This window comes from Pseudomonas sp. NFPP25, from assembly GCF_900116505.1.
Lineage (GTDB): Bacteria > Pseudomonadota > Gammaproteobacteria > Pseudomonadales > Pseudomonadaceae > Aquipseudomonas > Aquipseudomonas protegens.
The window spans coordinates 593,400-606,351 of record NZ_FPBG01000001.1 but is presented as its reverse complement, the minus strand read 5'-3'; the positions used below and the strand labels follow the sequence as shown (position 1 = coordinate 606,351).

The window sequence follows — 12,952 nt, the reverse complement described above, 5'->3', positions numbered from 1 at the left end:
ACGGATAAGGAAGTGCCTGAACACTGTAAGTGCCACAAACCTACTTTGTACCCGGCGATTTAAGAATTGTCTGATCCCTGCTTGGCATGCCCCCAATTACAGTTGGCGCATGAGATTAAAAAGCTACCTGCATCAGATCAATCCCCTATTTTCCAGTCCTGAAGCAGCCCGCCGGCTGCTTCGTGTCGTGGCGCTGATTTTTCTGGTCGGCCTGTTCGGCGCGGTCTACAACTTTCTTCGCTCCAGCCTGCACAACGAACTCTCACAACGGCAAAGCTACATGAGCAGCGCCATTGCCGAGGCCCAGGCATTCTTCACCAGCCGCTCGGCCCTGTTGGAAAGCCTGAGCCTGGCGGCGGTCTACGACCCTGGGGAACATATCAGCCCCCCAGGCGCCAGCGGTGCCTCCCAAGAAGAGACGTACCTGCAACTGGGTGGACCGCAGGGCAACCAGTGGGGGATCTGGCTGACCCTGCGCATGCGCAACTACCTGCAAAACAAGCAACTGAACCTGCTCTACATTCCCGGCACCCGCGATCTGCAGGTGCAACGCCTGTTCAGCACCCGGCCACAGACCAGCGATCTGCCCGGCGGGTTGCTGGACAAGCTGATCGCTCTGAAGCCCGAGCAGATCCCTGTCGGCGAAGAACTTTGGCTGATGGACAACTCCGCGGCGGGCGCCCATCTGTACATCTTCACTCGCCTTGACGAACGCTTCGCCCACTCCGGCTGGCTTGGACTGGAGATGGACGGCAAGAGCGTCTCCGCCGCCCTCAGCGACCAGAGCGCCGGGGATTTCATGATGTTCAATTCCCAGGGCGGGCTGATTTTCAGCAGTGCGCCCAGTGCCCGACTGAGCGCCGACGTACGCCACGTCCAGGGCGGCAGTTTCTTCGGCTTTCTCGGCGGCCGCTGGTGGCCCGACCATCTGGTGATCCGCAAGCAGCTGGGGGCTACCGACTGGCAGCTGGTGTACTCCTTCGACCTGCAGAACCTGCTCAAGAGCCTCTGGCCGCAGTTGCTGGCGGCGCTGCTCATCAGCCTGACCGGCATGGCTCTGATCGGCCTGCTGACCCACTGGGTCGAAGTGCGCCTGATCGCCCCCGCCCTGCACCGGATCCAGGCCCTGGTCGAAAGCGAGGCCTTCAGCCGCGACGTGATCCAGATCGCCCCGGTGGCACTCTGTGTATTGCGCCGCAGCGATGGCCGGGTGGTGCTGGAAAACACCCTGTCCCAGCAATGGCTGGGCAACGGCAGCGAACGCGACCAGCTGTGTTCCGGGTGGATCGAGCAGGCCTTCGACCCGGCCCGCCCCAACAGCTCGGACTACTTTGAAACCGCCGACGGGCGCCATCTGTACCTCAGCTCCGCCCCCACTCGCTACAACGGTGAGGACGTGCTGTTCTGCGCCTTCAGCGATATCAGCGCTCGCAAGCAGATCGAGGCGGCGCTGGAAGAAGCCAAGCGCCTGGCCGATACCGCCAATGAAGCCAAGACCCTGTTCCTGGCCACCATGAGCCACGAGATCCGCACGCCACTGTATGGCGTGCTCGGCACCCTGGAGCTGCTGTCGCGGACCCAGCTAGACAACCAGCAGAAGGATTACCTGCAAGCCATAGAAGGCTCTTCCGGTACGCTGCTGCAGTTGATCTGCGACGTGCTCGACGTGTCCAAGATCGAAGCCGGGCAACTGGCCCTGGAGCTCAGCGAATTCTCCTCCCTGGATCTGGTGCACGAGATCATCCAGGGCTACGCGGCGGCCGCCCAGGCCAAGGGCCTGCAGTTCTATGCCTGTGTCGACCCGCAGTTGCCGGAGATCCTGCTCGGCGATGTCACCCGGATCCGCCAGATCCTCAGCAACCTGCTGAACAACGCGGTCAAGTTCACCGATACCGGGCGCATTGTCCTGCGGGTCCGCACCGAAAGCCGCGATGGCGAGCGCAGCAACATCCTCTGGCAGGTTTCCGACACCGGCCGGGGCATTGCCCAGGACGACCAGACACTGATCTTCGAGCCCTTCTACCAGACCGAAGGCAACACCAACGTGATCGCCGGCACCGGCCTGGGCTTGCCGATCTGCCAGCGCCTGACCCAATTGATGAACGGCAATATCCGCATGGTCAGCGAGCTCGGCCTGGGCAGCAGCTTCACCCTGACTCTGCCGCTGGAGGCCTCTGCCGTGCAGGGCGACACCCCGCTGATCAGCCCATTGCTGCCGGAGATGGTCTATGTGGTGTCCCCGGTGCGTGAACTGGCCGAATCGGTGGCTGGCTGGCTGCGCCGCTGGGGTGCCCGGGCCCAGTTCAGCCTGCCGAGCCCGTCCGACCGGGCCCGGGGCAACGTACTGATCGAACTACACCCCGGCAGCGTGGAGCAGCGCCTGGAACCCGACTGGCAGGGCCCCCTGGTGCTCGCCAGCGGCGATGGCCATAACGAACCGCGGATCGACGGCGGCAGTTGGCAGATCAACACCAACAACCTGCGGGCGATCCATCAGGCCGTCAGCCAGGCCCAGGGGGTCTGGGTGGCCCAGAGCGAGGATCACTCCGATCACCGCGAGCTGAAAAAGCTCAGCCTGCATGTCCTGGTGGCCGAAGACAACGTGATCAACCAGTTGATCCTCAAGGACCAACTGGAAGAACTGGGGTGCAGCGTGGAGCTGGCCTCGAACGGTGAAGAGGCCCTCTGCATCTGGAAGGCCGGTCGTTTCAACGTTGTGCTGACCGATGTGAACATGCCGAAACTCAACGGTTATGAACTGGCCCAGGAGCTTCGGCGTCAAGGCTGTTCGATCCCCATCATCGGGGCAACGGCCAATGCAATGCGCGGAGAAGAAGAGCTCTGTCTTGCAGCCGGGATGAACCACTGCCTGGTGAAGCCCTTTGCATTAAGAGCGTTGTTCAACTATCTGGCGCCCTATGAAAGAGCCCCCCATGAAGTCCTGTAGCATTTTGATCGTCGAAGATCAGCCGTTTCAGTACATGTACCTGCAACACTTGTTCAACGAGCTGGGGCCCTACCAGCTGGAGGTGGCAAGCAGCGGCAAAGAAGCGCTGGAACGCCTCAAGCAGCGGCACTTCGACCTGGTACTGACAGACCTGCTGATGCCCGGCATGGATGGCGTGCAGTTCATCCAGAGCCTGGCCACCCATCGCGTGCGCCCGGCCCTGGCGATCATGAGTGCGTCATCCCGGCGCATGCTGATGGGCGCCAGCCTGGTGGCCCGCAACCTGGGGCTGAAGGTCATCGGGTTGATTTCCAAACCCGTGAACCTGGCTGCACTGCGTGCACTCACCGCTCAGTTGCCAGGGCTCGCCAATGACAGCAGCCCCCCACAGATCGGGGTCGAATGCAGCCCAGAGACCCTGCGTGAAGCCCTGCGCAACGGGCAGATCCAGGCCTGGTTCCAACCCAAGAAAGCCTTGAACAACGGTCGCATCGTCGCCGCCGAAGCCCTGGTGCGCTGGATCCACCCACAACACGGCATGCTCCTGCCTTGCGACTTCCTGCCGGCACTCACCGTGGCCCGCCTCGAAGAAGAACTACTGTGGCTGATCCTGGAGCAGGCCCTTGAGGCCCAGGTGCACTGGCGCGAAGACGGCTATGACATCCCGGTGTCCATCAACCTGCCGACCCACCTGCTCAACAGCGCCGACCTGGCCGACCGCCTGTACGACTTCGTGATCCAGCACAACGGTATGCCGGCCAGGATCTGCTTCGAACTCATGGAATGTTCGACCCCGGAGCACATCAGCAACTTCTACGCCGGAGCCTGCCGCCTGCGCATCAAGGGCTTCGGCCTGTCCCAGGACGACTTCGGCAAGGGCTACAGCTCCTACATGAACCTGGTATCGACACCCTTCACCGAATTGAAGATCGACCGGGGGCTGGTCCAGGGCTGTCACAACAATGAAGAAATAGCCCAGGCCCTGACCTGCATCATCGCCCTGGGCCGGCAACTGGGCCTGACGGTCGTCGCCGAAGGCGTGGAAAGCGCCCACGAACTGGCTCTGTTGCGCAAGATCGACTGCACCCAGGTGCAGGGCTTCCTGATTTCCCATGCGGTCTCCTCGCAACAGTTTCAGCAACTGCTGGCCCAAGACGGGCCGGCCACGGTGTATTAACCGATGAACCCATTGCCTGCCCGCGCAACAGTCACTCATCGCTGACGGTCCTGCCCCAGAGATAGGAATCTCGGCAGGGCCCTTATATGTGTTTGGGAAATCAGTGATGAAAGAAAGCAGCACCTTGCTGCAGAACCTGGCTCGCAGCTTGCCCCGATTGAACATGGGCATACTGCTGGGCCTGGCGCTGCTGCTGTTCGCCACCCTGTACTGGACCCTCGAGCGTCTGTTCGATGAACAGAACAGCAACGTGCGCTTACATTTCGCCCAACTGATGGAGAACATCCAGGAGCAGGAGCTGTTTCTCAAACGCCTGGCCGCGCGCCATTCGATCGACGCCCTGAGCCTCGACGCCCCTCATCACCTGAACCTGCAAGCCTTCCCGCCCACCGCAGGCCAGCAATCCCCCTTCGCAACGCCCTTCAGCCTGAGCTTGTCCCCCCAGCAGCCAGCGGCCGGCGAGCTGCCCAGGGTGTTCGCCCTGGGGCTACAGCTGTCGAGCTTCTACAGCGCCTTCTGGTCAGGCTCGCAGCATGTCGCTCCGCGAACCTTTGTGTTCAACACCTTCGGCCATTTCGACATCAGCCACCCCGAGGGAAACACCGCGCCCGACATCGGGGTGGCAGACCAGGTGCTGCACCAGCAGCTCGTGAAGAGCGACGGCTTTGCCGACCACCAGATCCATTGGCAACAGTACAGGCCGCCCGCGTCGGAAGCTCTACCGACCAGGTTCCTGGCGTACATCAACCTGCATGAGCCGGCTCCACCGCTGGATGTCCAGGGAGGCAACGACTGGAGCGTGGTCGCGTCACTGCTGAGCCTGGATGACCTCAATCACCTCGAGCACACCAGACACTGGTCGATCTACGACGACTTCACCCTCATCGAGCCTTCCGGCACCGCCCTCACCGGCGACCCGGCGCCTGCCGACGTGCTGGGTGAAGGCCTCAACTTCGGCCTACAGGGGATGATCGTCAAGGTGACCAGCCAGACTCCGCAGCTGTGGACCGGGCTCTATGCCATCAGCTACAGGAACTACCTCGACTACGCACTGTGGGCCATGCTGAGCCTGCTGGCCCTCGGGGTAGGCAGCATCGCCTGCGGCTGGGCCGCCAGCCGCTGGTACCGCAACAAGGTGGTGGTCCCGGCGCAACGGGCGCAGCAATGCCTCAATGAAAGCGAAGACTTCAACCGTGTGGTCATCGACACCGTTCCCTCGGGGCTATGCGTGGTGAGCCGCGACAACCTCCAGGTAATCCTGCAGAACCGTCAGGCCGAGCAATGGCAAGGCACGGCGCAACTGCTGTCTCGGCTGGCACAGGACCGCAGCCTGATCGACGGCGGCGAAACCAGCCTCGACATCGACGGGCGCTACCTGCAGGTAGAGTTCGTCTCGACCCGCTACCAACGCCAGGATGTGCTGGTGTGTACCTTCAACGATGTCACTCGGCATGTGGAAGATGCCAGGGCGCTGGACCGGGCCAGGCGCTCGGCGGACGCCGCCAATGCCGCCAAGACCCTGTTCCTGGCCACCATGAGCCATGAAATCCGCACCCCGCTGTACGGCGTGCTCGGCACCCTGGAACTGCTCGGCCTGACCCGCCTGGACAGCCGCCAGAGCGACTACCTGCAGACCATCCAGCGCTCCTCCAGCACCCTGTTCCAGTTGATCAGCGATGTGCTCGACGTCTCCAGGATCGAGGCCGGGCAAATGAGCATCGATCCGCTGGAGTTCTGCCCGCTGGACATGCTGGAGGATGTCTTGCACGCTCACGCTGCCTCTGCCCAGCGGCGCGGCCTGCTGTTCTATGCCTGCATCGACCCCAACCTGCCGGACCTGTTGCTGGGGGACGCCGCGCGAATCAGCCAGATTCTCAACAACCTGTTGAGCAATGCGATCAAGTTCACCGACAGCGGCCGGGTGGTGTTGCGGGTCCGGGTGCTGGAGTTGCGGGACCAGCAAGCCCGTATCGAATGGCAGGTCACCGATACCGGGATCGGCATTTCAGCCCAGCAGCAACCCCAGCTGTTCGTCCCCTTCTTCCAGGTACGCGACGCCTCCAACGAAGCCGGGGCCGGCCTCGGGCTGGCGATCTGCGAGCGCCTGTGCCAGATGATGGGTGGGCAGATGCAGGTGACCAGCGAGCCGGGGCTGGGCAGTAGTTTCTCTCTGCGCCTGACGCTGCGCTGCCTGCCAGGAGGGCTGCCGCCATTGCTGCCATGGCCCGAAGGTGCGCCGGTGTATGTCCGGGCTCCGGTGCCGGAGTTGCTGAAAAACACCTGTGACTGGCTCGGCCGCCTGGGAGTGCCGGCCTATCCGGCCCCCCTCGGCTGGAACGACGAGCCGCAGACTGGCGTGCTCATCGACATGCTGCCCCGGGATGGCCTGGCCTCCTGGCCTGGCCCATGCGTCAGTGCCGTCTCCGGGGGCCGTAGTGGCCGCCTGCCGCAGGCCACCTCCTGGCAGGTCGACGCCCACGATATTCGCGCCATCGCCCAGGCCGCGGTGCTGGCCCACCAGGGCCTGCCCCTGTACCAGGCACAGCACAGAGCCGGCCGCATGGGCCAACTGAACCTGCGCATCCTGGTGGCCAAACATAGCCCGATCAACCAGGCAATCATCAAGGAACAACTACAGGCCCTGGGCTGCCAGGTGACCCTGTCGGCCAATGGCAAGCAGGCCCTGGAACACTGGCAGCCACAGCGCTTCGACATCGTGATCACCGACGTCAATATGCCACTCATGAACGGCTACGAGTTGGCGCGGGAGCTGCGTCGCCGCGACCCGCAACTGCCGATCATCGGTGTCACCGCCAATGCATTGCGCGAGGAAGGCATCCGCTGCCTCGCCGCCGGCATGAACACCTGGATAGTCAAACCCATGAACCTGCAGACCCTGCGAGGGCATCTGTCGAAGTTGTGCCCCACCAGCACCGCGACCGCAGCGCCCAGCATTCCGCCGGCCGCACCGTCCCGGCCTCCCCCCGACACAGCGCAAGGCGACCGGATTCAAGTCACCGAGAAAATGCGCCCGCTGTTTCTCAGTACCATGCACGAGGATCTGCGGCGGCTGGCCGAGGCGCTGGACAGCGGCGCCGGCAAGATCGCCGCCGCACGACTGCACAGCATCGCCGGCGCCATGGGGGCGGTGCAGGCAGCCCCACTGGCCAAGGCGTGCGCCGAACTGGAGTGCCGATTGCTGGAAGGTGCTCTGACTGCGGATTTGCAAGCCCAGGCCAGGCAACTGATGCAACGCTTGTCCAGACTCCTGTTGCCCCTTGAATAATGGCCTGCTGGGTTTAATGTACCGACGGTCCCTAGCTCCTTTACTAAATTGCGTATTGCACGGGTGTGTTTGCCATGGAAAAACTGAAAGTAGTCATCGCTGACGATCACCCTATCGTGTTGCTCGGTGTGCGTGAGCTGATGGAGCGTGATGAGCGCTTCGAGATCGTCGGCGAAACCCTGTCTTCCCAAGGCCTGATCCAGAAGCTGGAAAGCTGCCAGGTGGATGTGGTCATCACCGACTACAACATGCCCGGGGACTCGCCCTACGGTGATGGCCTGAAGCTGGTGGAATACCTCAAGCGCAACTTCCCGCACGTGCAGATCCTGATCCTGACCATGATTTCCAATCAGTTGATCCTCACCCGCCTGCGGGAGTTGGGTGTGGTCGGGGTGATCCAGAAGAGCCAGTTGCACGAGGAAATCCAGATCGCCCTCAAGGCCATTGCCCAGAAAGCCGTGTATCGCAGCCTGGAGCCGGCCCCCAATTCGGTGCTGGAATCCAATGTCGCCATCGACGAGCGCATCTCCACCCTGTCGCCCAAGGAATTCGAGATTCTGCGCCTGTTCGTTTCCGGCAAGAGTGTCAGCGAGATCGCCCGCAGCCAGAACCGCAGCGCCAAGACCATCAGCGCGCAGAAGATCTCCGCCATGCGTAAACTGGAGGTGCAGAGCGACCAGGACCTACTGACCTACTGCATTGGCCGCAATATATTCAACTGATTTCCAGCCCAAGGAACTGCCTGAAAATGGATTTGATTTCACCCGAAGCCGCCGACCTGCTGGAGCTGCAACGCTTGCAAGGGGCCTGGGAACAGATCGCGATGGAAGACAGCGGCGTGCTCAACCCACCGGACGAACACAGCGCCCCCGGCGCCCTGACCTTTATCGAAGGGCAGGATTTTCGCGTGGTGACCCCGGCCGGTGAACTGCTGCTGGCCGGCACCTTTACCCTCGACAGCAGCACCCATCCCAAGTCGATCACCTGGACCGACTCCATGGGCGCAGACGCCGGCCAGGCGCTGCCGGCCAGCTACCAGCTGAGCGACGATGAGTTCGTATTCATCGCCGCCGATGCCGGCCAACCCCGGCCAAGCCATTTCCGCACGGGCCCGGGCCAGACCCTGCGCCGTTTTGTCCGCGCTCGCCAGGCCTGAACCGGCGCACCCCTCCTGCCCGGCCTAGCCGCCAGCCGGCGGCGCGTCCAGGGCCCACCAGCTCGGTAGCAGCTGGCGGACCCTGGGTTCGGCAAAGCGATCATCGATCAGCACCAGCACCCCACGGTCGGACTGGCCACGGATCACCCGTCCTGCCGCCTGCACCACTTTCTGCAGGCCCGGGTACAGGTAGGTGTAGTCATAGCCGGAGCCGAACAGCGCCGCCATGCGCTGTTTCATCTGCTCGTTCAGCGGGTTGAGCTGGGGCAGGCCGAGAGTGGCGACAAAGGCCCCGATGAGTTTCGACCCCGGCAGGTCGATGCCCTCGCCGAAAGCACCGCCGAGTACGGCGAAACCGATACCCTGCCCCTCTGGGCGAAACTGCTGGAGAAAGTCCTGGCGCGAAGCCTCGTCCATGCCTCGGGACTGGCACCAGAGCACAATGTCCGGGTGCTCGCGCGCCAGTAACCCGGCCACCTGTTGCAGGTAGTCGAAGCTGCTGAAGAACGCCAGGTAGTTGCCCGGGCGCGCCGCGAACTGCCGGGCCATCAGCTCGACAATCGGCGCCAGGGAAGCCTGCCGGTGGGCATAGCGGGTAGAAATGCGGCTGACAATCTGCACCTCCAGCTGCCCGGCGTCGAACGGCGATTCCACATCCAGCCACACGGTGTTGTCCGGCAGCCCCAGCAGGTCAGCGTAGTAACCTCGGGGATTGAGGGTGGCGGAGAACAGCACCGTACTGCGGGCCGCCGCCAACCGTGGCCCCAGCAGCGCCGCCGGTACCACATTGCGCAGGTTCAGGCGCGACAGGCTGCGCTTGGCGCCCAGGGCGCGCTTGCTGATGTCGAAGATGAACTGCTGCTCATCGAACAGCTCCGCCACCCGGGCAAACTGCAGCAGTTCGAAATACAGGCCCTGCAAACCGCTGTCCAGGCCCCGGGGCTGTTCGTTGAAATAGTCCCCCAGGGCCGCTACGCACAGGGCCAGGGCCTTGAGCAGCGCGGCAGGTAGATGTGCATAGGCCTGATACTCGGCCACCTGCTCCTTGTGCAAGGCATTCCACTCGCGATTGAGCCGCTGCAACGGGCTCTTCAAGGCCTGGGGCGCGCTGCTGCGCACGCTCGCCAATTGCTGCTGGTCCAGGCTCGCGCTGTACATGCCACGCCCGCGCTCCACCAGGTTGTGGGCCTCGTCCACCAGCACCGCCACCTGCCACTGGTTGGCCTGGGCCAGGCCGAAGAGCAAGGCGCTGAAGTCGAAGTAGTAGTTGTAGTCGGCCACCACCAGGTCACTCCAGCGAGCCATTTCCTGGCTCAGGTAGTAGGGGCAGACCTGATGCTCCAGGGCCACCTCGCGCAGCGCCTGACGATCCAGCAATGGCACCTGGCTGGCGGCCTGGCGTGCCGCCGGCAGGCGGTCGTAAAAGCCCTTGGCCAGCGGGCAGGACTCGCCGTGACAGGCCTTGTCCAGGTGTTCGCAGGCCTTGTCCCGGGCCACCAGCTCCAGCACCCGCAACGCCAGCCCCGGCACCCCTGAGAACAGCACCCGGGCGGCATCCAGGGCCAGTTGCCGGCCCGGGGTCTTGGCGGTGAGAAACAGCAGTGTGTCCAGCTGCTGCGCAGCCATGGCCTTGAGCATGGGAAAGATCGTGCCCAGGGTCTTGCCGATGCCGGTGGGGGCCTGGGCCAGCAGGCAGCGCCCGGTGCTCACCGCCTTGTACACCGACTCGGCGAGCGGGCGCTGGCCGCGACGAAACTCGGCGTGGGGAAAGCGCAGGTCCCGGGTGGCCTGGTCCCGGGTCGCGCGATGGTGCATTTGCTGTTGCGCCCAGTGCAGGAACAGCGCGCACTGGCGATTGAAGAACTCTTCGAGCGCCTCGGCGCTGTGCTCTTGCACCAGCGCGGTTTCGCCTTCGCTGAGCACATCGAAATACACCAGCGAGACACGGATGCTCGGCAGTTGCAGGCTCTGGCACAGCAGCCAGCCATAGACCTTGGCCTGGGCCCAGTGCAATTGCCGATGGTTGTCGGGCATGCGCTCAAGGTCGCCACGGTAGGTCTTGATCTCCTCCAGCAGGTTCTGCGCCGGGTCGTAGCCGTCCGCCCTGCCCTTGACCAAGAGCTCGGCGTATCGCCCCTCCAGGGCCACTTCACTCTGGTAGCCGGGGTTGCGTCGCGAAGCCACGGTACGGTGCCCGGCAATGCCCTCCAGCGCCGTGGGCGATGGGGTGAAGCGCAGGTCCAGATCGCCGGCCTTGGCGCTGAATTCGCACAGGGCGCGCACCGCGATGCGATAACTCACGTGCTGGAGTCCTGCCACTGCACGTAGCACACCGCCACCGGCATCCGATGTTCCTGGCAGAAATCCAGCCAGCGCAGCTGGTTGTCCTGCAAGCGATCCCCCGGGCCCTTGACCTCGATCATCCGGTAGCGCTTCTGCTCGGGCCAGAACTGGATCAGATCCGGCATGCCGGCGCGGTTGGCCTTGATGTCCAGCAGCAGGCGCTGGAACCAGTGTTTCAGGTGCTCGGCGGGCAGGCAGTCGAGGGCCTGATCGAGCAACTCTTCGCTCAGCGCGCCCCAGAACACGAAGGGCGACTGCAACCCCCACTTGGCCACGAAGCGCTGGCGGATGCTCTGCCGGTAACGGCCATCGTCGAGTTCTGCCAGGCAGGCCTGGAACAGTTCGCTGCGCCGCTGATGGAAGTCTTCGCTGAACAGGTCCACCGGCCCACGCTGGAACGGGTGGAAAAACGCACCGGGCAAGGGGGCAAAGATCGCCGGCCAGCACAACAGGCCGAACAGCGAATTGATCAGGCTGTTCTCCACGTAGTGCACCGGCGCCTGGGGCTGGTGCAGATGGGCCTGGACATGCAGTTCCACCGCCAGGCCGTCGGCGTCACGCGCCAGGCACAGGTCCAGGCGCTGCACCTCGCGGTTGGCCGCCCGGGGCGCCGGCGGCCCGCCCAGTTTGCGCCGCAGCCGGGGCATGATCCGCAGCAGATGCTGGGCCTCGGCGGCGCTCTCGGGCGCGGCAGCGGCCTGCTCGGCCAGCGCCAGGGCGGCCTGGTATTCGGCGCTGCGCTCCAGCACCCGGATCAATCGCGATCGCGCGCCCGGGTAGGCGCACTCCTGGTAGATCTGCCGGGCCAGCGCCCACTGCGCCAGGCGCTCGCACTGCTGGCCGAGCTGAAACAGCAGCTTGGCCCGGCGTTTTTCCAGCCAGGGGTTGAGGGTCTGGAAGCGGGCAATGTGCGCCAGCACCTCGGGCAATTCGGCGCCGGCCTCGAACGCTTCCTGGCACTCATGCAGATAGAGGAAGCCGTCCACGTCTTCGCGGCTGCGCAGGCCACGGGCATCGGCACTGATCTCGACCTTCTCGTAGCTGTAGATGCCCAGGTCCGCGAGGACGAATTCCGACCAGTCCTGATACAGGTTGCCAAAGAACATCAGGCGCAGGCGATCGCACAGCGGCATCAGCGTCAGGCTCAGGAGCCGGTCTGGCAGCGCCGGGCACCACTGGGCGAATGCCTGGGGCGCCAGGCCCTGCTGGGTTAGCTCTTCCAGCCACTGGTCTTTCCTGGCCTTGGCCGCAAGCCCGTTGAAGCACTGCAGGATCTCGGCCTTTTGCAGCAGGCCGAACAGTTCCTCCAGGCAGAGCGGCGCCTGCTCATCGACCCAGCCCAGCGCCAGCAACGGCTCCAGGGCCGCGGCGCTGTCGCCGATCTCCGGGTAGCTGAGCTTGCTCAGGCGAAAGTGCCGGCCCTTGCGCATCACCATGCGCACCAGCAAGGCCTGGGAAGGCTCGGCCAGTTGCGCGAAATCAAGGATGAAGCGCTGTTCATCGGCGCTCAGCACATCGGCATAGCGCAGCTGCAGCCAGTTCAATACCTGGCGGAAGTTGTGCAGGTAATAGAGGGGGTTTTCGAGGGGATTGGAAGTCACTGAACGCAAGCGCCACGGCTGATCGGATACTGGTTATGCATACAGATAACAGCCGGCGACCGGGTCTGGCAAACACTATTGGATAAATGGCACAGCGAAGTTTTTTACAATTCCCTGGCGAACTTTCGTCGTCTTCACTACACCAAGGGCCCATGGCTATAGTGTCCGGCGCCAATGCGCGTACGCATCATTGATGAGAGGTCTGTATGAAAGTGAAGAACCTGGGATTGTTTCTGGCCGCTTGCGGCGCCATGGCCTTGGCCGGTTGCGCCTCGCCCACTGTGGTGACCCTGCAGAACGGCACCCAATACCTGACCCGGGACCAGCCCAAGACCAAGACCGCCGACGGCTTCTATGAATTCCAGGACATTTCCGGCAAGACCATCCGGGTCAAGGCGGACGATGTAGCCACCGTCCGCCAGGAAAAGTGATCCGCTGCGGT

8 protein-coding genes are annotated in these 12,952 nt (G+C 63.7%); 6 read left to right on the top strand and 2 right to left on the bottom strand.

The window, feature by feature from the left end; genetic code table 11:
• The first annotated feature begins 109 nt into the window (after window positions 1-109).
• The 5 genes from BM382_RS02555 to BM382_RS02535 all read left to right on the top strand — a co-directional run bounded on the left by BM382_RS02555 (window position 110) and on the right by BM382_RS02535 (window position 8,566).
• Window positions 110-2,947 (top strand): ATP-binding protein, encoded by a 2,838-nt coding sequence (locus tag BM382_RS02555; RefSeq protein ID WP_011061478.1) that lies wholly within the window; start codon window positions 110-112, stop codon window positions 2,945-2,947.
• A complete protein-coding gene (locus tag BM382_RS02550) occupies window positions 2,934-4,124 on the top strand; it encodes a response regulator cyclic di-GMP phosphodiesterase PvrR (protein WP_072441733.1) in 1,191 nt (396 codons plus the stop codon). Before BM382_RS02555 ends, BM382_RS02550 begins: the two co-directional genes overlap by 14 nt.
• Window positions 4,125-4,230: 106 nt before the next feature.
• Window positions 4,231-7,410 (top strand): hybrid sensor histidine kinase/response regulator, encoded by a 3,180-nt coding sequence (locus tag BM382_RS02545; RefSeq protein WP_072441731.1) that lies wholly within the window; start codon window positions 4,231-4,233, stop codon window positions 7,408-7,410.
• A gap of 74 nt (window positions 7,411-7,484) precedes the next feature.
• On the top strand, window positions 7,485-8,132 hold the full coding sequence (locus BM382_RS02540) for a response regulator (RefSeq protein ID WP_011061481.1): 648 nt from the start codon (window positions 7,485-7,487) through the stop codon (window positions 8,130-8,132).
• Window positions 8,133-8,158: 26 nt separating this feature from the next.
• The gene (locus BM382_RS02535) at window positions 8,159-8,566 is read left to right on the top strand and encodes a TIGR03067 domain-containing protein (RefSeq protein WP_015635749.1); all 408 of its coding nucleotides are present in this window, start codon (window positions 8,159-8,161) and stop codon (window positions 8,564-8,566) included.
• Between the two features lie 24 nt (window positions 8,567-8,590).
• Here BM382_RS02535 and BM382_RS02530 read toward each other — a convergent pair whose 3' ends face one another.
• Both BM382_RS02530 and BM382_RS02525 read right to left on the bottom strand, forming a co-directional pair.
• Window positions 8,591-10,867 carry an ATP-dependent DNA helicase gene (locus BM382_RS02530; protein WP_072441728.1) on the bottom strand — a complete coding sequence of 759 codons (2,277 nt, stop codon included), beginning with the start codon at window positions 10,865-10,867 and terminating at the stop codon, window positions 8,591-8,593.
• A complete protein-coding gene (locus BM382_RS02525) occupies window positions 10,864-12,510 on the bottom strand; it encodes a VRR-NUC domain-containing protein (RefSeq protein WP_072441726.1) in 1,647 nt (548 codons plus the stop codon). The genes BM382_RS02530 and BM382_RS02525 overlap by 4 nt, the downstream gene beginning before the upstream one ends.
• A gap of 206 nt (window positions 12,511-12,716) precedes the next feature.
• Between BM382_RS02525 and BM382_RS02520 the strand changes: the two genes are divergently transcribed.
• A complete protein-coding gene (locus tag BM382_RS02520) occupies window positions 12,717-12,941 on the top strand; it encodes a YgdI/YgdR family lipoprotein (RefSeq protein ID WP_011061484.1) in 225 nt (74 codons plus the stop codon).
• Window positions 12,942-12,952 lie beyond the last annotated feature (11 nt).

What these genes read in the sequence shown, in the direction of transcription:
- BM382_RS02540 (WP_011061481.1), top strand. Translation starts at nt 7,485, where the DNA reads ATGGAAAAACTGAAAGTAGTCATCGCTGACGATCACCCTATCGTGTTG.
- BM382_RS02555 (WP_011061478.1), top strand. Translation starts at nt 110, where the DNA reads ATGAGATTAAAAAGCTACCTGCATCAGATCAATCCCCTATTTTCCAGT.
- BM382_RS02545 (WP_072441731.1), top strand. Translation starts at nt 4,231, where the DNA reads ATGAAAGAAAGCAGCACCTTGCTGCAGAACCTGGCTCGCAGCTTGCCC.
- BM382_RS02550 (WP_072441733.1), top strand. Translation starts at nt 2,934, where the DNA reads ATGAAGTCCTGTAGCATTTTGATCGTCGAAGATCAGCCGTTTCAGTAC.
- BM382_RS02535 (WP_015635749.1), top strand. Translation starts at nt 8,159, where the DNA reads ATGGATTTGATTTCACCCGAAGCCGCCGACCTGCTGGAGCTGCAACGC.
- BM382_RS02520 (WP_011061484.1), top strand. Translation starts at nt 12,717, where the DNA reads ATGAAAGTGAAGAACCTGGGATTGTTTCTGGCCGCTTGCGGCGCCATG.